This window comes from Peribacillus sp. NPDC096447, assembly GCF_044762725.1.
GTDB lineage: Bacteria > Bacillota > Bacilli > Bacillales > DSM-1321 > Peribacillus.
The window spans coordinates 514,160-533,603 of record NZ_JBIWEV010000003.1 but is presented as its reverse complement, the minus strand read 5'-3'; the positions used below and the strand labels follow the sequence as shown (position 1 = coordinate 533,603).

Here is a 19,444-nt window from a genome sequence, read left to right as displayed (position 1 = left end):
TACTAAGAAAAATATATTGTGGTGATGAAATGAACAGCAAATATCTATCGCTATATGGTGATATCGTTTCAAAAATTGAAGAAGGAACCTTTCCGACAAATTCAAAGCTTCCTTCCGAAAGCAGCTTCATGGAAGAGTATGATATATCCAGGGATACTGTGAGAAAATCCTTACAGTTGCTTGAACAAAATGGATATATTCATAAAATCAAAGGCAAGGGTTCCTTTGTCTTGGATTTCAGCAAATTTAATTTTCCTGTAGCAGGGTTGATTTCCTATAAAGAAATGGTGGAAAAGTTGAATTTGCATTCCAAAACGATCATCCACAAGTTGGAGCTTGAGACCCCCGACTCAAAAATGGCCAAGCTTCTAGACTTAACTGATGATGGTGAAATATGGAAGGTGTTCCGGGTACGCCAAATCAATGGGAAGAAAATCATACTGGACAAAGACTATTTCAAAAGCGAATTCGTAACTAACCTGACCAAGGAAATTTGTGAGGATTCTATTTATGGATATATCGAAAAGGAACTCGGGCTCCAGATTGGTTTTTCCAACAAGGAAATTACCGTGGAGCCATGCAGTGAGGAAGATAAACAATTATTGGACATTGAAGACTTCGATATGGTGGCAGTTGTGAAAAGTACGGTCCATTTAATCGATGGAAGCTTGTTTCAATATAGCGAATCCAGGCATAGACCCGATAAATTCAAGTTCACGGACTTTGCACGAAGGACTTGGTGAAGGTTAAGGAAGAAATGAAAGGAAGGACTGACTCTTGAAAGTTCAGCTCCATTGAAAATGAAAAGCCGTGGCTGCCTTTGAAACATTTTTAGAGGAGGAGAGTCAAACTTAGTTTGACTCTCCTTCCGCTTGTTTAGTGGTATGGGAAGCATTTAGTAAAATCACTCCGCCAATGATTAATACTAAGCCGCCTAATGTAGTGATACTAAATGGCTCATTCCATAATAGTACGCCAATCAATGCTGTTAAACCTGTGCCTATTCCCGACCAAATCGCATATGCTAAGCTTAACGGTATTGTTTTAAGACATAAAGATAAGCTATAAAATGCTATACCAAATCCAATTATAACCCCAAAAGTAGCGAATAAATGAGTGAAGCCTTCTGACAGCTTAAGCATGGTCGTACCAAATACTTCGCTTATGATTGATATTCCTAAAGCTATGTATCCTTTCATATTATTACCTCCGATTACTAAATTGTTAAGAAGTGCCTCCACTAGAGAGTTTCAAAACAACCACTCCTCCAATGATCAGGACTAAACCTAAAAGTTTTTTCAGGTTAAAGCTTTCTTTATAAACGATAATCCCCACTAAAGCTGTTAAAGCCGTGCCTATTCCAGACCAAATGGCATAAGCCGTTCCAAGCGGTATGGTTATTAATGATAACGATAGGCAATAAAAAGCCAAACCCATTCCAATTACCACACCAATGGAAGGGTATAACCTTTTAAACCCGTTTGATACTTTTAACATCGAACTGCCAAACACTTCACTTAGGATGGCAATTGCCAAAAATGCATAAGGATTCAAGATGAACTCCTCCTAAATATTAATCTATTTTCAATCCCCCAAGAATCTTATCATCTAAAGGACTCATATTAAACTAATACCACCTATAGTCAGTTTCATATTTTCTGACTTTGCATTTCACGATCAATATTAGGCTGATAGTGATACAATAAGCCGCTTCTTCGAACCTGATAGCAACATATAAGAATGGTGAACAGGAATTTTGTCGAATTATTCCTATAACGATTATATTGGGGTGAACTTATTTCATGGAATTTATAATAAACAAAGAATGCTTCTATAAGGCGATTTCAGATGTCAGCCATGCCGTTTCCATAAAAACACCTATTCCCATTTTATCAGGAATAAAGATAGTGGCTAATGACGATTGCTTAACCCTTCTTGGTAGTAATTCCGATATTGTCATTGAAAAAACCATTCCTTTAACGATTGATGGTGTAAAGGAATTGGAGGTTCATGAAAAGGGCACGGTTGTTTTATCGGCAAAATATTTAAGTGAAATCGTAAAAAAATTATCTGATGTCATCCATGTTAAGCTGAATGAAAATCAATCAGTTACTATTAAATCAAATGAAATAGTAATGAATCTAAAGGGACTACGTTCCGGGGAATACCCAAATCTTCCACAAATAGATGGGGCTTGTTATTTTAATATCCCAAGTGCTGAATTATTGGAAATCATAAAACAGACTGCGTTTGCCGTTTCTAAAAGCGAAACCAGACCTTCCCTGACAGGAGTCAATTTGTCAATCAAAGAAAACAGCCTTTCTTGTGTTGCAACAAATTCCCATCGTTTAGCGTTAAGAGAACTTCCGTTGGAATCGAAGGTGAATGGGTCTTTCATCGTTCCAAGTAAAAGCCTTAATGAATTAACCAAGTTGATTAATGATGAAGCGGGTATCATACATATTTTCATTACAAAAAACTATATCGTCTTTAAATCAAATAATATCTCACTTTTTTCAAGGCTGATTGAAGGTAATTATCCGAATGTATCAGGATTGCTGCCAAAAGAATTGAAAACGATCATCACCTTGGATACGAAAACACTGTTAAGGGGTATTGATAGGGCCTATCTTTTTGCAAGTGAATGGAAAAATAACAATGTACATTTAGAAATTCTGGACAATAGTAAGCTAAGGATATCTTCTAACTCAACGGAATTAGGGAAAATTGAAGAAACGCAAAGCATCAAGTCAATCAGAGGTGATGCGGGGTTAAGTATATCACTGGATGGAAGTTTTTTATTGGATGCCTTAAAAGCGATAAAGGAAAAAGAGGTAAAGCTAAGTTTTGGTGGTCCAATGAGGCCTGTCTTAATCGAGCCAAGCGATAATTCCTCCTATCGTCATCTTATATCACCAGTGAGAACATATTAAAGAACAAAGGCTATAAAAAACGAATAACAGTTGAACGGCAACAGCTGATTAATAAAAACAAGGATGGGTGTTATGGATAGTGGGGTAATGCCAAATGCATTCACCATCAAAAAGAGGCCCAGAAAAGTCTGGGCCCATTGTATTTATATAGATTGAAATAACGGTTTTCATTCTTGTTTTAAAGCCGGCAAATCAATTTCGAAGGCAAAGGTAGAACCTTTTTGACTGGACCCATCAATTCCGTCAATCGTTTGCAAATGGCAAGTCCTTTCGGATGATTGAAAGAATGAAACAACCTGTCGATTTTGTCAGTGGGGATACCGATTCCTGTATCCTTAACAGTGAAGGATAGGCGAACCAATTCAGGATTATTTTCCTCGGGATTCAATATGAAATAAATAAATAGTTATTCGGCAATATAGCTGCTTGAGCACTATCGAAAAAACCTCTGTATATACTTTATTTATTTCAAAATATACCTCGATAGAATATATTATAAAAATGTGATCCAACAATAGCTAAATACCCACAATTCGTTTTTCAGTAGGATTTATTTTCCTATGACCTGTAAGGAACTCTACAAGAAGGATACCTTGACCGCCAATAGAGTGATCCCGAATGAAATAAGGGCTATTCTAACCTACAAAAGAATCCCCTAAGGCACTTAACATAGTAATCAAATATTCTTTCCTCTGAAAATCAAACTATTAAACTATTACACTTAAATATATTTTTCATATACTATTTTATCTTTTGATAGAAAGGGGGAAGAATGAATGCAATCACCTTGTATTTTAGAAGTTAATGGTCAATTCTTTTTAGTCACTGAAATTGATGATGTAGCTACACTTAGAATCCGTATTTCATCTCTATTAGCAACAACTTTAATAGGATTAGGATTCCCACTCTGCGGAGAATAGATCACGTTCCCAACAATTTAGGTATCCCAATTTAGTGCATACTCTATACAAAGCTAGTTAATTTGAACAGATGTTATCGGGATGTAAAAAGGGATTTTTTATATGAAGATCCCTTTTTACTACTTCTTCAACTAACGACCCTTAAATCAAAAGCTAAACAAAAAGGCTTTGGTTATACCGGAACGTTTATTTGGCTAAGAAAGCCAGCAGCAGACAAGAGTGGTTTTCGGAATAAACGTACGTATTTCATCAGAAAGCTCCATATCTGCATTTATAAAAATAATGTTCCTTTATTTAGGCAAGCTTCTCCATTATCCATTGTTTAATTAACTTGGGGACTTGGGGCGGCGAAGTGGTAGAAGTGTCTAAAGTAGGTATTGGTGGAACTGATGTTTTGGCTTCTTGAACTAACTTCCCAGATAGTTCATTCATTTAATTAATGCTGTCAACGTCCATTTGCCACGAGCCGATAATCGTTGTGAACGAGCTTCACCGTTACAATAAAGATGTAGGTAATAAACTGGCATTAAATAAAGGGAAATGGCCGCAAATTTCAACATTATATGGATCGGGTACATTGCCGAATAATACGGAATTACGTCTGGAATAAGCACTATAATAGGCAACTTTCAACCAATTATCACATGCTGTTTGATAGTCGTCATTGTTAACGATAAGATCCATATCAAAATACATTGAAATCCACCATGATTTTCTGCAATTCCAGTGAAGTTGCTGATTTACCTGAGCCACTAATACCAGTCACAATAAAAAGAGGGTAAGTCATGATCATCACCTTCCAGTATGTTAAGGATATTCGCGTCTTTTTTTTACCCAGAATGAAAAAAGAACTTTTCCTGCCTCTTTAGGAATGGGATTCTTCTTTACGGCTATTGACTGGCCTATATAAATGATTGTACTTTGAATATGGACATTACCGGTTTATGGAAATTCACAGGATTTAGACAGGGGGATAATTATGTATGTTAGTCAAACCAGGGATTATGAAGTAATTGCAAAATTAAATAGAAATGTTCACAATCTGCATGCAAAACAATATCCTAAGTATTTTAAGGAATATAATTATAGTGCAATGAAAGAATCTTTCAAAAGTTTGGTAGAAAATAATAGTTTTGTTTTTCTCGTTTTAAAAGAACACGAAGAACCGATCGGTTACGTATGGATTGAAATTAAAAACTATCCAGAAAGTGCTTTTAAAAATGCTTATAAATCAGTATATGTGCATCAGCTTAGTATCGTTGAAAATCAAACCAAAAAAGGTTACGGTAAAATACTAATGAATGAGGTCTATGAGATTGCCAAAAAGAATGATATAGATTTAATTGAACTGGATTATTGGTTTGAAAACAAAGCTGCAAAAGAGTTTTATCAAAAACAACACTTTATAAAATATAGGGAGTTTGCATTTAGACAGTTGTAAATCCTTTGACACTCATTATTCAAAGGGTGGAGGTAGGAATTAATAAAAACCCCGAATTGGGGTTTTTTAATTAATATCTTAATATTCTCCTTGAAAAACTAGAGGGTTGAGGAACTCCACAAATAAAGCTTTGGGAATAACACTCTTTCACGATACTTCGGGTATGCGGTATATATGTGTTGAAGTGTTTATTCACGGTAGTTGTATGTGTCGGGTGAAAAACCGGAATCACCGTGTTGATGATATTGGTTTTAACATATTGCTTTGCCGGGGAGATTTGTGGTGGATTATAATGAGTAGGCATTCTGTGAGGTGGGCAATATTGTCGTGGACATTGACCGCCTTTCGGATGCCCCAAGGGCTTATTATACATTTAAACACCTCCTGGATTTTTTTTGAAAGTCATTATTAGTTTATGAAAATAAATGATAAAGGGACTAGTATAAATGCCTTTATCAAAAATATCCTGGGCATATCAGATCTTTCACTCATTTTAAAAAGCATTAATTTAAACGAATTCGGTTAATCGCTTGACGAACAAATGACTTGTGTCTTTTTCGCCAGTTATTTTCTTTGCTCTTTTCCAAGCCCCATTCAGGAAATGTAGATAACCGTAATGCGGCAAATAATTGCCAGTAGGGTAAGTTTGTAAAATTCACCTCAGGCATCAGGGTTTTATATTGATTGGTGAAGTCATTCATCGCTTGCATTCCAAAATGATAAAAGATTTCAAGTTGACTATTGGCAAGGTCAGCCAAAGGGTCCCCTAAGCCTGAATCTTCCCAATCAATTATGGAAACTAGTTTATCCTCTTTCCATAATAGATTTCCTGGCCAATAATCACCATGAAGGATCACTTCCTTATTCATGGATGGTAAAGGCGTGAAATATTTTAATAAATCTCTAATCAAGCTCAGGTTTAATGTTTCGTCCAGGATTACCCTATCGTTATTATTTAACATTTCGATATATGTATTTTCTAATTTAGGCAGGAATGATAAAGATAGATTTGCACGATCAACACGATGGATTTTTGCTAGATTGATTGCCGATTGTAAGATATGATCATTGAGATTTGGGGGTGTGAATTCTGACTTTCCCTCAATAAACTCGATAAGTATGCATGGCTTGGAAAAAATCTCGCACGATTGCTCGAGGTAATATGGCATCGGTACAGGCAAACCTGCAGCTTTCAATATCCCTAAGAGCTTGTGTTCATCTGCTGCCACATTTGGATTCCGTTTTAGGTCATGATCACCATGCTGACGAACGATCATTTTCATGATCCGCCCTGAAGGATGTAATATTTCAAGACCTGTAACCTCTGCAGAAATTCCGCCTTTTAATTCCCATGCGCGAATTAGCTTGCTTCCTTGATCAAACTTTTGAACCAATTGTTCAAACTTACCATATTCATTCATCATACAGCTCTCCTTTTAAAATTTAAGCTCTAGGATAAGTTTCCAGATAACTTTCGTGAAAATTAAAGCATTATGTTAGAACTTCAAGAAATGAAACCAATAGCTTGTTACACACGTAGAGTAATTTAAACAAAGTGAGGTGAGCTGACATTGAAAATAGAAAAATATAAAGTGGAAACACCAAAAGGGACGTTACAATATAATATTAGTGGAAAAGGCAAACCAAATATAGTTTTGATTAACGGTGGTTCTGGACCGATAGAAGGTTGGATGAAAATACTACCGGCAATTTCGGAAACAGCATCTGTATTTTCCTATAATCGCTTTGGTGTTGCTGGCAGCGATAAACCGAAGGAAAGCCAAGATGGGAAAAGTATTGTTAAAACTTTACGTGAGGCATTAACAATCGTGGGGTTTGAACCTCCATACTTATTGGTCGGACATTCGCTAGGCGGCCTATATGCTAATTTATATGCCCGACTTTATCCAAATGAAGTGGGGGGAATAGTTTTTTTAGAATCCAGTACAACGAAAGATATAAGCCTTAATGAATATCAAGGCAAGGCCGTAAAAACCATAAATAAGATGTTCAAGGTGTTTGATTCCTTATCCTCGCATAAACAATTCAATGAAGTTAATTTTGTAAAAAAAACTGTTGATCAAATCCAGCAAACTGATACATTTCCCGAAATACCTGTATTTGTCATTACTGGTGGACAAGAAAATCGAATGATGCCAGAGGAAATTCGAAAAAAACGACTTGAGAATCAATTGGGATTGCTTTCATTGTCAAGAAACAGCAAACACATTGTCGCAAAAAAAAGTGGGCATTTTCCGCAATTATCAGAACCGACTATAGTGATTGACTCAATCAAAGATTGTACAGAACAATTAAATAAAACAAACCATAACCAATAAATGCAAGCTTTTTTAATCTCTCTATCTCCTTCTATCACTTTATTTACAGATGCCCAATAATTCCTGATAGAAAAGTATAAAAATGGAAGGAGGCTTTTTAAAAAATTTCCCGTCCATTTGGCGAATGTCATCATATAATGCCATAACACCTTTAGGGTGTATTTTTTTTGGACCTGTAGCCGAGAAGATGAATTCTTTTGAAATTTCTTTAATCAGATAGTTATGTGTACAAGCATTTATTGATACGTAACATAAGATTAATAGAGGTGATAGAAATGGTAAAAGTATTTATTGATCCCGGCCACGGCGGTACGGATCCAGGCTCGGTGGGGAATGGATTGAGAGAAAAGGATTTAACTTTATCCATTGCAACTCGAATCAAAGACATCTTATTAATAGAATATGATAACGTTTCTGTAAAAATGAGCAGGTACCAAGATACGTACCCCTCTTTAAACGATAGGACGAATGCAGCGAACGCGTGGGGAGCCGACTTTTATCTCTCCATCCACATTAATGCCGGCGGCGGCACTGGGTATGAGGATTACGTTTATACGTCTACTAATCAGATTACGAAAACGTATCAAGACCATATTCATTCAGAGGTCATGAAGCTTATCAACATCCAAGACAGAGGACAAAAAACAGGAGATTTACATGTGCTCCGTGAAACGGACATGCCTGCATTACTGACTGAAAATGGATTTATCGATAATGTCTATGACGCAGCCAAATTGAAAACGGCATCCTTTATCGAATCCCTGGCTCGCGGACATGTAAACGGTTTAGTTAAATGCTTCGATCTTAAAAAGAAAAATACAGCTGTATACCACACAGTCGTTAGTGGTGACACCGTATACTCCTTAAGCATTGCTTATGGCAGTACGGTTCAGCAAATTAAAGATTGGAACGGTCTTGACAGTCAGTACACTATTACAGTAAACCAGAAATTACGGGTCAAATAATTAAATTGACTGGTTAATTTATCTTAACCTTCAGTAGCACACCACGCAGGAATCCCTTCTCAAAAAGAGTTTGTCTACAGTTTTTTAGGGTTTGTACAATTTGAACGTTGATTTCCACTACAGGCACTCGCTTTCCGCGGGCGGTCCGGAAGCCTCCTCGGTGCCTTTGCGCCTGCGGGGTCTCCCCTGGACACGCTTTTCCCGCAGGAGTCTCGCACACCAGCTCCAATCAACTTTGTTTTAACTTTTAGATAGAACCTCTTTTGTCTACAAACTCAGCCCTTCTCAAAAAGAGAGGGGCTTTTCTTCGTTCAGGAATGCATGTTATAAAATAATCGTGTACATTCTACCGTCCTGTATGAGTACTTGGAAAATAGCGGAGCAAGTGAAAGGAAATAAATTTGCACAGAAGGAAAAAGTGGAATTTGATAATAAGAGACCTGGGAAGCTTATAGTTCCAAAAACATTCACTCAATGAAATAAGTAATCTGGGGAAAACAAATATGCCTTTGTTTATAGGCTGACACAAATTTATATTTATCTTTTGCAAAGACATATTTAAAGAACAATACTAAAAAGCACAAACCATGATGGCTTGTACCTAATATGTATCAGTCAACAAAGAGAACTAAAGTAATATTCCGTAAAGAAACTCTAAGTGGATATTAATCGTATATTTTAATGGCTTGAACCACTTTTCCTAAAATTCGGACTCTATCATTTTTGATGTTATAGGTTTTCTCTTCATAAAAAGGGTCCGTGCTGCAGGGAGTGAGTGTGATGTTTTCTTCAGTGATATTCACTTTTTTGACCGTAGCATCGTGACCATTTACCAAGACCACTCCAATTTTTCCTTTATCAACGTAGGTTGTTTTTTCAACGAGAATCAATGATCCGTCACTGAATTCTTTGTTCATGCTATTGCCATTCACTCTAAGGAAAAAATATTCTTTATTCGTTTTTAGCATCGAATTTAATGTCGGCATATAGGCTTCTATATATTCATTGGTAAAATTAGGATCTCCAGCAGGAATATTGCCATAGACTCCAATTAATCTTACATTCTTTTCATTTAGAAATTCCATTCCAGGAGCATTTCTAACGATAGGTGCTCCTTCAATGAGGTAGGATAGCGGTATTTCAAAGCATGCGGACATCATGCTCAATTTATCCATTAAAGGTTTATTCCGTCCGGATTCCCATGCTGATACTGCCGTTGGCGCCACCTTTAATATATTTGCCAAATCTTCTTGTGTCATTTTTCTTTCTTTTCTTAACATTTTAATCCGTTCACCAATGTGCATATTTCTTCACCTCTTACTTGAATATACACCATGAGTGAAAGTGAGTAAACTTAAAGTGCGTGAATTTTGCGAAAAATTGTTGGTAACTATACTTCAAGTGTGATATTATTTTTTTAGATAGGTGGTGACAAGATATGACAAACGTTAAGTTCACACTTAAACAAGCGAGGAAGTATAAAGGTTTAACACAAGAAGAAATGGCTAAAGTGCTGAAGATGGCCAAGAGGACTTACATTGACTATGAGCAATATAAGATTCCTTTGCGAATCGATAAGGCTTATTTGTTTGCTGAATGTGTAGGGTTCTCGATCGACGATATCATTTTTTTTGATCCTCGCCTACACTTCAAATGTAGTTAAAGGATCAAGACTATCAACATTTCTTCACCAAAGTAACCATTCCTGGGGCAAGATTTAAGTAATGATCGAAAGAGGGTGAAAAATAGGGGAAAGGATAATCATATAAACAAATTATACAATCGGAAGAACGAGCATAGCTCTGATATTATTTATCCAGTTCTCATTGTGAAATACGCGTATGTGGGGTTGAGGGAAGGGCTTTAAGGAGTTAAAAATTCAAATAGACGATTGATACTGAGATCCCTATGAATGACAGCCAATTACTGTGAAGGAATTTTTTTCAACAATTTACTTAATGTATAGGACTTCAAAACACCATGAATAGGAGCAATTGGACAGTGGCAAATTCGAACAATAATATTTGGATGATCATAAAAAAGTCAAGCCCTATATCCTTTGCAGGAGAAGGGCTTATTCTCTTTTTCTTCGTGAACATACTGCATTCGATATATGGATTTCCTCTATAAGGACAATTTCATAAATGGAAAATGACTGTATACATAAACGAATCGAAGGCAAACCATCATACTATATCTCCATTTTTTATGAATTCTTCTAGTTTTTTTCTCCCATCTTTATGAAGATAGCAGGTAATGGTATGCAAAAGTACAAATATATACTATGAAGGCTATGAAAAGCCTGGAAGGAGGGCGTTGATAATAGGATGAGTTCGAAAAAATTCCACATGATATTGGAGGAGATAACAATTGAAAAGGAATGTAATCAATTATGTCGTTTTTCTTGTCCTCATTCTAACCATATTGATTATGGCTAAGCCAGACATTTCCTCAGCAGGAAAATTAAAGCCTCCTTCCGAAACTTTCAGTCCAGGGGATTGGTTTCTTGGAAGTATTCCTCCCAATCTTGATACGAAGAAACCACCGATCGTGTTTGTTCAAGGGAAAAACGGCAGTTCAACCAGCTGGTACGGTGAAACGGATTATCATGGTGTCAATGATATGTATACCAAAGCGTATGAAGCAGGCTACCAAACTGTTTTTGTTCAGCTTCATGATTCAGCTGGAAATGGATCAGTGAGCCAATATGCTAATGGAAGGCTTTTAGCTCAAATGCTTGCAGAAATCAGTAACCATTTCGGGGGCGAAAAAGTAAATATTATAGCTCACAGCAAAGGGGGCCCAGATACCCAAGCGGCTCTAGTGCACTATGGAGCACACCAATATGTTGGAAGGGTGATCACTTTAGCTTCCCCTCATCATGGTTCTCACCTAGCTGATTTGGCTTATAGCTGGTATGCGGGCTGGCTTGGTTCCCTATTAGGTCAAAAAGATGAGGGAACTTATTCTTTACAAGTTGGTAAAATGGCGGAATTTCGTTCTTTCACGGATAACCATGTTAATTCTCGTAAAAACATGTATTTCACTGTGGCAGGCATGAACAGAGGCCCGGTTCTATCAGCCTTATCAATGGGTGGACAATATTTATCTTCATATGGGGAAAATGATGGTCTAGTGAATGTATGGAGTACAAAAATACCCTATGCAACACATTTATTTTCAGATCCCAACTTTGATCACGACAATATACGAGTCGGCTCAGCAGTATTTTCAAGAATTGAACCATATTTAAGAAGCACTTCCACCGCTGGGATCCCTGAATATAATATCAATTATAAAGAACGGGTTGAAGATGATGTCATTACCACCGCACTCGCTCAAACCGTTCTGGGTGATGTCCTGAAACAAAATGTCTGGATCGAACAAAGCTTCCATGTAAATGAAGCAGCCCCAGGCAATATAAACATATATACAGCCTCAAATGATGTCAAGGTTGAATTGATTTCTCCGTCCAATAAAAAGTATTCACCTTCCTTAAAGGTTCATTCAGCCAAAAATGAAACTTCCTTTTTTAATGGTGTAACCATCCAATCATTCAATAGAAACAACCTTGAAATTGGTGATTGGAAAGTGCGAATGAAGACTAAATCGCCAAAAGACGCCTACCTGTTCACAGCACAATTTAACGAAAAGAATCCCATTACATTAAGTATGGCCGGTAAAGTTAAGCAAAAAGATGCAAAATTTTTAATAAAGAACCCAATGAATGATAAAAAAAGGCCAATCAGCACAACATTTTCGGTTCATCTAATAGATGAAACCGGTAATGAAATTAGTGAAAAAAGCTCAATTAAGGCAATGGATACAGAAAATTTTACTGGCACCCTTCCAGAAGTACCTAAGTCAGGTGTTTATAATGTAACAATAGATGTCAAGGAAAAAAATGTGTATGGTATTGAAAGAACCCGGACGCTGATTCGTTCGGTCTATATTGAGAAATAGTGAAATGCCTTCTCTTCTTTGAGAGGGTATCAGACTGTAGACAAATTTCTGAGTTTGCCTCAAGTCTTTTCTTTTAAAAAAGATCCAGTCGATTGCAGAAAATCCGCTTCCTTTCCGCCGACTGTCTGCCAAGCCTGCTCGGCTAGTCAGGAGTGTAAAAAACATAAAGGATAACTTACTTTTCCCGACAAATTGATCCCTTCTCTTAATTGAGAAGGGGTTTTTTGGATGTGTGTAATGGGATGTTAACATGGGTTTTAGTGTTTAATAAAAAGATTGCTGAATTGCAGCGAGAGACAACCTGTATAGGTTTAATCCGTCTTTTTATAGGATTCTCTATAAGACAAAATACCAGTTTTGAGTGCAGCATAATTGCCTATGCTTGCATAGCCATAAAACCAGCCCATGAAAATTCCTGAAACCAAGTGATGACGATGACTGATGAAAATGGAAATGAACAAGCCAAGACCCAAAGCGATGGCAGGGATGAATTTTGGATGAATATGAAACATGACCTTAATAAGTTGAGTAAGAATCATGATGGTAGGAATGGCTATCACTGCATCCCAAAAGTTTGTATGGATGGTTGGGTAGTCCATGATTTCACCACCTTGAAATGAAGTTTTCAAAATTAATTTTTGTTTTTCATCAAGGTTTTATACAATGATTACAAATTTAAAATGAATTAATAAAAGTTATAGACAAGTTTTGTAGATTTCCAGTGTTCAATTTAAAAAGCCGTCAATCCATTTAATTATATGGATTGGCGGCTTTTCCTGGTTGGTGGGGAAATGGATAAATAATACGCGGAGCGAGCCATAATCTATAATAAAAACAATTAGCCAAACATCAGAACCTTTTGTGCGGGACTTGCTGTAACCTTTTTCATAGATGAGAATACGATAAGAATGAAGATAAACAGTGAAAAATAAAGTAATACCATTTAATGGGAGGTTCTAATGAGCAAGGAAACATTTATTAAGGAAATTGCTCCCTATGCCCAGAAAATTCAACAGGAGTTTAAAATATTACCTTCTGTTGTCATTGCACAAGCTTGTTTGGAGAGTGGATATGGGACAAGTTTATTAGCAAGCAAAGGAAAAAATATATTCGGTACAAAAGGTGACTTCAAGGGTGAGTCTATCATTATTCAGACAATGGAATATGTCAATGGTGTGCCCGTTCAAGTATGGAACAAATTCAGAAAATACCCATCTTGGGAAGAAAGTCTTCGAGATCTTGCCAATTTATATGTAAAGGGGACTTCATGGAATAGAAGTCTTTATACAGCTGTCATTGGAGAAAAAGATTACAGAAAAGCACTCAAAGCAATATTCGATGCGGGGTACGCCTCGGATCCCAAATATATTGAAAAACTGGTGAACCTTATCGAAACAAGCGGTTTAACAAAATATGATGCAAGCATTGAAGAGGTTTATCATATTGTCCAAAAAGGGGATACCGTCTCTGCGCTTGCAAAAGCATACGGTTCTACACAAGTGCAGATTCAACAGTGGAATGGCTTGGTTGATCTTAATCTCATTAAAGTGAACCAAAGATTACGAGTGAAGTGAATTTTAACTGGGAGCGGTAGTTTAAGCTCTCTTTTTTATTGTAATCAGATTGTTACCAAAGTAAATATTAGGAAATAGTATAACTTCCATCCGTAATAAAGGATGTTTAAATTCCCATGAAAACCTGATTCTATTAAAAAATATATCAATATCTACTCTTCCATATGCATATTGAGAGAATTCGGGACATAAATTAAACAAACAAAAAAAGCGCGGTTAGCGCTTTTAGTGTATTTGTCTATATAAGCCTATTACTTTTCCAAGTATCGAAACATCTCGTAAAATAATTGGTTCCATATTCGAGTTCTCAGGCTGAAGCCTTATGTAATCCGGTTCCTTAAAGAATCGTTTTACAGTGGCTTCATCATCTTCCGTCATGGCCACGACGATATCTCCATTATTGGCATTGCTTTGTTGTTTCACGATGACATAATCCCCATCATGAATTCCTGCTTCGATCATACTTTCACCCATGATTTCCAGCATGAATACATGGTCATCATGTGGAACCATGCTTTCGGGAAGCGGAAAGTATTCTTCTATGTTCTCAATGGCCGTTATCGGCATTCCCGCTGTTACTTTTCCAAGTAACGGCACGTTCACGACATTGACTTTGGGAATATTGTTCGCTTCCTCCAAATTCATTATTTCAATGGCCCTTGGCTTGGTTGGGTCACGTCTAATCAGGCCTTTGCTTTCAAGGCGTGATAAATGTCCGTGTACTGTTGAACTTGAAGCAAGTCCCACTGCTTCGCCAATCTCCCGTACGGAAGGTGGATACCCTTTTTGGCGGACCTCTTCTTTAATGAAATCAAGAATATCTTGCTGCCGTTTTGATAGTTTAGTCATTTGTGCACCTCTTCCCCAATGTTCTTTGCTACATTATAGCATGGCCCCCAACTCTATACAAACATAAGTTCGAATTTTGTTGTTGACTGAAACAAACGTTCGTATTATAATTTGACCATAACATACGAACGAACATTCGCTTTGGAGGGATATTTATGAAAAATTTATACAAAAATTATATTTATACGATTCTATTAGCGGGATCAGTATTCATCTTTTCAATTTTATTCTCTTGTACATTGAACAATGATCCAAAAAAGAATTTCCTTTCTATAGAAGTAAGTGAAGGTGATACCCTATGGGGAATCGCCGAAGAATATGAAGAAGCAAATTTGACAAAAAAAGAATTCATTGGTTGGATAGAAGAGCATAATGGAGTCAGGGCGGATACAATTAAACCTGGTCAAGTCATCGTCATACCGGTTAAAGGGGAAGAAATTGTCCAGAATTTGGCCAGTGAGCAGTAAGTAGTGAAGGTAGGGTATTATGAAGGCGGTAATCTATTGTAGGGTCAGCACAGAAAAAGAGTCACAGGAAACATCATTGGCAAGGCAGGAAGATGAGTTAGTCAAATTGGCAGAAAAGATGGATGTTGAAGTCATTTCCATAATAAAAGAACAGGCAAGTGGTTATGAGTTGAATCGGGATGGCATTTTTGACATGCTCGAACTATTTAAAACTAAAGAAGCTGAAATACTATTAATCCAGGATGAAACAAGGCTGGGAAGAGGGAATGCCAAAATAGCCCTTTTCCATGTCATCCTTAAAGAAGATGTGAAAATTTATACGCTCTCTCATGACGGGGAGCTTGAGTTATCGGATTCGGATGCCATGGTCATCCAGATAGTCGGTATTGTAGAAGAATACCAAAGGAAACTACATAATCTTAAAATAAAGCGCGGGATGATAAGAGCCGTTGAAAAAGGGTACCGTCCTCAAAAAAACCTTCAGAATCAAAGGAATTCCACTGGAAGGGACCGTATGGAAATTCCTATTGAAGAAATTATTAAACTTCGGGCCAATGGATTGACATTTGCAGAAATCGCAGCCACTTTAAGGGGCTTTGGATACAATGTTTCCAAGGCTACTGTGAACAGGCGTTTTCTCGAACATCAACTGAATAAAAAGGAAAGTCAATCTTAGAACTTGTAATTTCGCTTTTTTTTTAATACCATGACAATATCCGGAGATTATGAAGGAGCGAAATTATGTTATCAAAAGAAAAAATAGCCCGTATTAATGAACTTTCTAAAAAGGCAAAGACTGAAGGTTTGACGGAAGTTGAGGCGAAAGAGCAAACCCAATTGAGAAGTGAGTATTTGGAAACATTCAGAAAGTCCATGACCGATACGTTGGAGCATGTGAAAGTCGTTGATCCAGAAGGTAATGACGTAACTCCTCAAAAGATAAAAAATATAAAAGAAAAAAGAAACTTACATTAATGCTTGAATTCCACTCATGGAACGAGGATCCTATTAGCATTTAGGAGTAAAAAGGGAGTGCATGCATGTATGTATTCTCCTATTTAGTTTAATCTAAATAGGGGCTTCTCTTATTTCTAGAAAATTTTAATATTGAGGCAGTAAATAGTGATTTTAGTTGTGATATTATGCTTGTCACTATAATATAAAGAGGTACATTACAGGAAGGGATGTTTTTACAATATGTTAGATAAATTAGATGCACTTTCTATCAATACGATTCGTACATTATCAATTGATGCAATTGAAAAGGCTAATTCCGGCCATCCAGGTATGCCAATGGGTGCAGCGCCGATGGCGTATAAACTATGGACCGAATATATGAACCATAACCCAAAAAATCCAGATTGGTTTAATAGAGATCGCTTTGTTCTTTCAGCTGGACATGGTTCTATGCTGTTATACAGCCTTCTTCATCTATCGGGCTATGGCTTATCTATCGATGATTTGAAAAGCTTCCGTCAATGGGGCAGTAAAACTCCAGGACATCCTGAATTCGGACATACGGCTGGTGTGGATGCAACTACCGGGCCGCTTGGACAAGGTATCGCAATGGCAGTCGGAATGGCAATGGCTGAACGTCACTTGGCAGAAAGCTATAACCGTGATTCTTATAATGTGGTCGATCATTATACATATAGCATTTGTGGAGATGGAGATTTAATGGAAGGTGTTTCTGCAGAAGCCGCTTCATTAGCTGGACATCTACAACTCGGAAGACTTGTTGTTTTATATGATTCTAATGATATTTCCCTTGACGGCGACTTAAGTCAATCATTTAGTGAAAGCGTAGCAGACCGGTTCAAATCTTATGGATGGCAATATATCCGCGTTGAGGATGGAAATGATCTTCAGGAAATTGCTAAAGCGATTGAAGAAGCGAAAACCGACGATGCACGCCCAACATTAATCGAAGTGAAAACGGTTATTGGTTACGGTTCACCAAACCGTTCAGGTAAATCCGCTGTTCACGGCGCTCCGCTTGGTGCAGATGAGCTTAAATTGACAAAAGAAGCATATAAATGGACATTCGAAGAGGACTTCCATGTTCCGGAAGAAGTGTATTCACACTTCAATGAAGCTGTTGTTGATGCAGGCGCTCAAAAAGAAGAAGCTTGGAATGAATTGTTCAAAAATTACAAAGAAGCACATCCTGAGTTAGCACAGCAATTGGAGCTGGCCATCAAAGGTGAACTGCCTGCTGATTGGGATCAGGAAATTCCGGTCTATGAAGAAGGTAAAACATTAGCATCCCGTGCTTCAAGTGGGGAAGTGCTAAATGCGATTGCCAAACGGGTCCCTAGCTTCATTGGGGGTTCTGCGGATTTAGCCGGATCTAATAATACTGCCATCAAAGGTGAGACTGATCTATTACCTGGTAATTACAGCGGCCGTAATATATGGTTCGGTGTACGTGAATTCGCTATGGGTGCTGCTTTAAATGGAATGGCACTTCATGGTGGATTAAAAGTATACGGAGGAACATTCTTCGTATTCTCTGATTATCTACGTCCTGCCATAAGAATGGCAGCACTAATGGGACTGCCTGTAAACTATGTATTCACTCATGACAGCATTGCTGTAGGAGAAGACGGACCGACTCATGAGCCAATCGAACAATTGGCATCATTGCGTGCAATGCCTAACCTAGGGGTAATCCGTCCAGCTGATGGCAATGAAACGGCAGCAGCCTGGAAAGTGGCTATGGAGTCTACAAATAAACCAACTGCCCTTGTACTGACTCGTCAAGGATTGCCAACAATTAAAGACACTTCCGAAACTGCGTATGAAGGTGTTTCAAAAGGTGCTTACATCATCTCTGCTTCTAAGAAAGAAGTAGCCGATGCATTACTTCTTGCGACTGGATCCGAAGTGAACTTGGCTGTGGAAGCACAGAAAGCTTTAGCGAACGAAGGAATTGATGTTTCTGTTATCAGCATGCCATCATGGGATCGATTTGAAACTCAATCTAAAGAATATAAACAAAGCGTAATCAATCCGGCAGTGAAAAAACGTCTAGCTATCGAAGTGGCTTCACCGTTTGGTTGGGATCGTTATGCAGGTGATGAGGGTGAAATATTGGCCATCAATCATTTCGGCGCTTCTGCACCAGGCGGTAAGATCATGGAGGAATTCGGTTTCACTGTAGAAAATGTAGTTGCTCGTGTTAAGGAAATGCTTAACTAATAGTAATGGAAAACTGACACCAACTAGTTTGGTGTCAGTTTTTTTATCAAAAACAATCCTGATTTATATTGCGTGCTATTCTAATGGAAATCTTCCATTCGACAAAAAAAGAAGAAAATTTCTCCAGCAAACAACATATCTTTTTAGTTTGTCAATATATAATGAGAATAAATAAATTTCGTTTAAATGTGTCAGTTAAAGAGGAAAGTTATCAATAGTGGAAAATAGTGGAGAGGGTCCTGGTGGTTAGTTGTTTTCGTGACCAAAATAGGAAAGCTAGGAGGCATTGGCTGATGAGAACCTATCAAATTTATTTAATCGAAGATGAATTTGCCCATCATTATTATGGAAGAGAAAAGCTATTTTTCAATTTGTTTTTGGAGTATATTCAAGCAAAGGGCAGACTGAAGAGTATTTTGCAAAAACAAATCGAATATGTCACCAAAACAGTCCCGATTATCCAGTTGCAGTTAGCTATTGAACAACGTTTGCAAAAAAAGATGAATTATTGGACTCAAAATGGAAAATACTATTTAGAAAAAACAAACGGTTCAAGTAAAGCCGTTTTAATCATTCAGCATGATTCCATTACTCTAAAAGCTGAAGGAGACTATGAAGCGGAGACGGCTTTCTTTGAAAGTATTCGAAAATATGAAGCGAGTTTTCTGGCCATTGATTTTGAACATGAAAAATACGGTTGGTTAAAACCGATAAAAGAAAGAAAATTTGTCTAAATGGGGGACTTTTCAGTAGCGGGTATTGTATAATAACCTTTGGTCTAGTACACTGATG

23 protein-coding genes are annotated in these 19,444 nt (G+C 37.3%); 14 read left to right on the top strand and 9 right to left on the bottom strand.

Annotated features, from left to right (window positions below):
* Window positions 1–29 precede the first annotated feature (29 nt).
* Window positions 30–743, top strand: a complete 714-nt coding sequence (treR, locus tag ACIQZD_RS13850) for a trehalose operon repressor (protein WP_101221632.1) — start codon at window positions 30–32, stop codon at window positions 741–743.
* 108 nt (window positions 744–851) lie between these two features.
* Here treR and ACIQZD_RS13845 read toward each other — a convergent pair whose 3' ends face one another.
* Together ACIQZD_RS13845 and ACIQZD_RS13840 are read right to left on the bottom strand one after the other, a co-directional pair.
* On the bottom strand, window positions 852–1,199 hold the full coding sequence (locus ACIQZD_RS13845; RefSeq protein ID WP_402903432.1) for a DMT family transporter: 348 nt from the start codon (window positions 1,197–1,199) through the stop codon (window positions 852–854).
* Between the two features lie 25 nt (window positions 1,200–1,224).
* Entirely contained in the window at window positions 1,225–1,554 is a 330-nt protein-coding gene (locus ACIQZD_RS13840; protein WP_402903429.1) for a DMT family transporter, read from the bottom strand.
* Window positions 1,555–1,802: 248 nt separating this feature from the next.
* Here ACIQZD_RS13840 and dnaN point away from each other — a divergent pair, with 248 nt between their 5' ends.
* Window positions 1,803–2,933: a DNA polymerase III subunit beta gene (gene dnaN, locus ACIQZD_RS13835; protein ID WP_402903426.1), complete on the top strand. Its 1,131-nt coding sequence runs from the start codon at window positions 1,803–1,805 to the stop codon at window positions 2,931–2,933.
* Window positions 2,934–3,111: 178 nt separating this feature from the next.
* Here the strand turns inward: dnaN and ACIQZD_RS13830 are convergent, their stop codons facing one another.
* The gene (locus ACIQZD_RS13830; RefSeq protein WP_402903424.1) at window positions 3,112–3,294 is read right to left on the bottom strand and encodes an ATP-binding protein; all 183 of its coding nucleotides are present in this window, start codon (window positions 3,292–3,294) and stop codon (window positions 3,112–3,114) included.
* Window positions 3,295–3,709: 415 nt separating this feature from the next.
* On the opposite strand from ACIQZD_RS13830, the gene ACIQZD_RS13825 reads away from it, so the two are divergent.
* Window positions 3,710–3,853: a DUF3956 family protein gene (locus ACIQZD_RS13825; protein ID WP_137020061.1), complete on the top strand. Its 144-nt coding sequence runs from the start codon at window positions 3,710–3,712 to the stop codon at window positions 3,851–3,853.
* A 495-nt stretch (window positions 3,854–4,348) separates the two neighbouring features.
* On the opposite strand, the gene ACIQZD_RS13820 is transcribed toward ACIQZD_RS13825, so the two are convergent.
* Window positions 4,349–4,549, bottom strand: coding sequence for a hypothetical protein (locus ACIQZD_RS13820; RefSeq protein WP_402903421.1), 201 nt, complete (start codon window positions 4,547–4,549; stop codon window positions 4,349–4,351).
* Window positions 4,550–4,832: 283 nt separating this feature from the next.
* Between ACIQZD_RS13820 and ACIQZD_RS13815 the strand changes: the two genes are divergently transcribed.
* Entirely contained in the window at window positions 4,833–5,294 is a 462-nt protein-coding gene (locus tag ACIQZD_RS13815) for a GNAT family N-acetyltransferase (RefSeq protein WP_402903419.1), read from the top strand.
* 70 nt (window positions 5,295–5,364) lie between these two features.
* On the opposite strand, the gene ACIQZD_RS13810 is transcribed toward ACIQZD_RS13815, so the two are convergent.
* Window positions 5,365–5,598: a CotD family spore coat protein gene (locus ACIQZD_RS13810; protein WP_402903755.1), complete on the bottom strand. Its 234-nt coding sequence runs from the start codon at window positions 5,596–5,598 to the stop codon at window positions 5,365–5,367.
* 199 nt (window positions 5,599–5,797) lie between these two features.
* A complete protein-coding gene (locus tag ACIQZD_RS13805; RefSeq protein ID WP_402903416.1) occupies window positions 5,798–6,718 on the bottom strand; it encodes an aminoglycoside phosphotransferase family protein in 921 nt (306 codons plus the stop codon).
* 147 nt (window positions 6,719–6,865) lie between these two features.
* Between ACIQZD_RS13805 and ACIQZD_RS13800 the strand changes: the two genes are divergently transcribed.
* Together ACIQZD_RS13800 and ACIQZD_RS13795 are read left to right on the top strand one after the other, a co-directional pair.
* Entirely contained in the window at window positions 6,866–7,633 is a 768-nt protein-coding gene (locus ACIQZD_RS13800) for an alpha/beta fold hydrolase (RefSeq protein ID WP_402903413.1), read from the top strand.
* 275 nt (window positions 7,634–7,908) lie between these two features.
* Window positions 7,909–8,598 (top strand): N-acetylmuramoyl-L-alanine amidase family protein, encoded by a 690-nt coding sequence (locus ACIQZD_RS13795; RefSeq protein WP_402903411.1) that lies wholly within the window; start codon window positions 7,909–7,911, stop codon window positions 8,596–8,598.
* A 665-nt stretch (window positions 8,599–9,263) separates the two neighbouring features.
* Here the strand turns inward: ACIQZD_RS13795 and ACIQZD_RS13790 are convergent.
* Window positions 9,264–9,902, bottom strand: coding sequence for a LexA family protein (locus tag ACIQZD_RS13790; protein ID WP_402903408.1), 639 nt, complete (start codon window positions 9,900–9,902; stop codon window positions 9,264–9,266).
* Window positions 9,903–10,036: 134 nt separating this feature from the next.
* Between ACIQZD_RS13790 and ACIQZD_RS13785 the strand changes: the two genes are divergently transcribed.
* Window positions 10,037–10,261 (top strand): helix-turn-helix transcriptional regulator, encoded by a 225-nt coding sequence (locus ACIQZD_RS13785; protein ID WP_402903405.1) that lies wholly within the window; start codon window positions 10,037–10,039, stop codon window positions 10,259–10,261.
* Between the two features lie 767 nt (window positions 10,262–11,028).
* The gene (locus ACIQZD_RS13780; RefSeq protein ID WP_402903752.1) at window positions 11,029–12,561 is read left to right on the top strand and encodes an esterase/lipase family protein; all 1,533 of its coding nucleotides are present in this window, start codon (window positions 11,029–11,031) and stop codon (window positions 12,559–12,561) included.
* Between the two features lie 311 nt (window positions 12,562–12,872).
* On the opposite strand, the gene ACIQZD_RS13775 is transcribed toward ACIQZD_RS13780, so the two are convergent.
* Window positions 12,873–13,160 carry a hypothetical protein gene (locus tag ACIQZD_RS13775; RefSeq protein WP_402903403.1) on the bottom strand — a complete coding sequence of 96 codons (288 nt, stop codon included), beginning with the start codon at window positions 13,158–13,160 and terminating at the stop codon, window positions 12,873–12,875.
* 360 nt (window positions 13,161–13,520) lie between these two features.
* Here ACIQZD_RS13775 and ACIQZD_RS13770 point away from each other — a divergent pair, with 360 nt between their 5' ends.
* The gene (locus tag ACIQZD_RS13770) at window positions 13,521–14,135 is read left to right on the top strand and encodes a glucosaminidase domain-containing protein (RefSeq protein ID WP_402903400.1); all 615 of its coding nucleotides are present in this window, start codon (window positions 13,521–13,523) and stop codon (window positions 14,133–14,135) included.
* A gap of 225 nt (window positions 14,136–14,360) precedes the next feature.
* Here the strand turns inward: ACIQZD_RS13770 and lexA are convergent, their stop codons facing one another.
* The gene (lexA, locus tag ACIQZD_RS13765; protein ID WP_101221643.1) at window positions 14,361–14,984 is read right to left on the bottom strand and encodes a transcriptional repressor LexA; all 624 of its coding nucleotides are present in this window, start codon (window positions 14,982–14,984) and stop codon (window positions 14,361–14,363) included.
* A 155-nt stretch (window positions 14,985–15,139) separates the two neighbouring features.
* Between lexA and yneA the strand changes: the two genes are divergently transcribed.
* From yneA to sirA, 5 genes are all read left to right on the top strand, one after another.
* Window positions 15,140–15,451, top strand: a complete 312-nt coding sequence (gene yneA / locus ACIQZD_RS13760; RefSeq protein ID WP_402903396.1) for a cell division suppressor protein YneA — start codon at window positions 15,140–15,142, stop codon at window positions 15,449–15,451.
* Window positions 15,452–15,470: 19 nt separating this feature from the next.
* Complete coding sequence (locus tag ACIQZD_RS13755) at window positions 15,471–16,127, top strand: YneB family resolvase-like protein (RefSeq protein ID WP_402903393.1); 657 nt, start codon at window positions 15,471–15,473, stop codon at window positions 16,125–16,127.
* 65 nt (window positions 16,128–16,192) lie between these two features.
* Window positions 16,193–16,426 carry a DUF896 domain-containing protein gene (locus tag ACIQZD_RS13750; RefSeq protein ID WP_402903390.1) on the top strand — a complete coding sequence of 78 codons (234 nt, stop codon included), beginning with the start codon at window positions 16,193–16,195 and terminating at the stop codon, window positions 16,424–16,426.
* Between the two features lie 222 nt (window positions 16,427–16,648).
* On the top strand, window positions 16,649–18,652 hold the full coding sequence (gene tkt / locus ACIQZD_RS13745; protein WP_402903387.1) for a transketolase: 2,004 nt from the start codon (window positions 16,649–16,651) through the stop codon (window positions 18,650–18,652).
* Between the two features lie 293 nt (window positions 18,653–18,945).
* Window positions 18,946–19,386, top strand: a complete 441-nt coding sequence (sirA, locus tag ACIQZD_RS13740) for a sporulation inhibitor of replication protein SirA (RefSeq protein ID WP_402903384.1) — start codon at window positions 18,946–18,948, stop codon at window positions 19,384–19,386.
* Window positions 19,387–19,444 lie beyond the last annotated feature (58 nt).

Coding starts and splice junctions, on each gene's coding strand:
- dnaN (WP_402903426.1), top strand. CDS start 1,803: ATGGAATTTATAATAAACAAAGAATGCTTCTATAAGGCGATTTCAGAT.
- ACIQZD_RS13810 (WP_402903755.1), bottom strand. CDS start 5,598: ATGCCTACTCATTATAATCCACCACAAATCTCCCCGGCAAAGCAATAT.
- ACIQZD_RS13790 (WP_402903408.1), bottom strand. CDS start 9,902: ATGCACATTGGTGAACGGATTAAAATGTTAAGAAAAGAAAGAAAAATG.
- ACIQZD_RS13780 (WP_402903752.1), top strand. CDS start 11,029: ATGGCTAAGCCAGACATTTCCTCAGCAGGAAAATTAAAGCCTCCTTCC.
- sirA (WP_402903384.1), top strand. CDS start 18,946: ATGAGAACCTATCAAATTTATTTAATCGAAGATGAATTTGCCCATCAT.
- ACIQZD_RS13825 (WP_137020061.1), top strand. CDS start 3,710: ATGCAATCACCTTGTATTTTAGAAGTTAATGGTCAATTCTTTTTAGTC.
- lexA (WP_101221643.1), bottom strand. CDS start 14,984: ATGACTAAACTATCAAAACGGCAGCAAGATATTCTTGATTTCATTAAA.
- ACIQZD_RS13750 (WP_402903390.1), top strand. CDS start 16,193: ATGTTATCAAAAGAAAAAATAGCCCGTATTAATGAACTTTCTAAAAAG.
- treR (WP_101221632.1), top strand. CDS start 30: ATGAACAGCAAATATCTATCGCTATATGGTGATATCGTTTCAAAAATT.
- yneA (WP_402903396.1), top strand. CDS start 15,140: ATGAAAAATTTATACAAAAATTATATTTATACGATTCTATTAGCGGGA.
- ACIQZD_RS13770 (WP_402903400.1), top strand. CDS start 13,521: ATGAGCAAGGAAACATTTATTAAGGAAATTGCTCCCTATGCCCAGAAA.
- ACIQZD_RS13785 (WP_402903405.1), top strand. CDS start 10,037: ATGACAAACGTTAAGTTCACACTTAAACAAGCGAGGAAGTATAAAGGT.
- ACIQZD_RS13845 (WP_402903432.1), bottom strand. CDS start 1,199: ATGAAAGGATACATAGCTTTAGGAATATCAATCATAAGCGAAGTATTT.
- ACIQZD_RS13815 (WP_402903419.1), top strand. CDS start 4,833: ATGTATGTTAGTCAAACCAGGGATTATGAAGTAATTGCAAAATTAAAT.
- tkt (WP_402903387.1), top strand. CDS start 16,649: ATGTTAGATAAATTAGATGCACTTTCTATCAATACGATTCGTACATTA.
- ACIQZD_RS13805 (WP_402903416.1), bottom strand. CDS start 6,718: ATGATGAATGAATATGGTAAGTTTGAACAATTGGTTCAAAAGTTTGAT.
- ACIQZD_RS13755 (WP_402903393.1), top strand. CDS start 15,471: ATGAAGGCGGTAATCTATTGTAGGGTCAGCACAGAAAAAGAGTCACAG.
- ACIQZD_RS13820 (WP_402903421.1), bottom strand. CDS start 4,549: ATGTATTTTGATATGGATCTTATCGTTAACAATGACGACTATCAAACA.
- ACIQZD_RS13775 (WP_402903403.1), bottom strand. CDS start 13,160: ATGGACTACCCAACCATCCATACAAACTTTTGGGATGCAGTGATAGCC.
- ACIQZD_RS13795 (WP_402903411.1), top strand. CDS start 7,909: ATGGTAAAAGTATTTATTGATCCCGGCCACGGCGGTACGGATCCAGGC.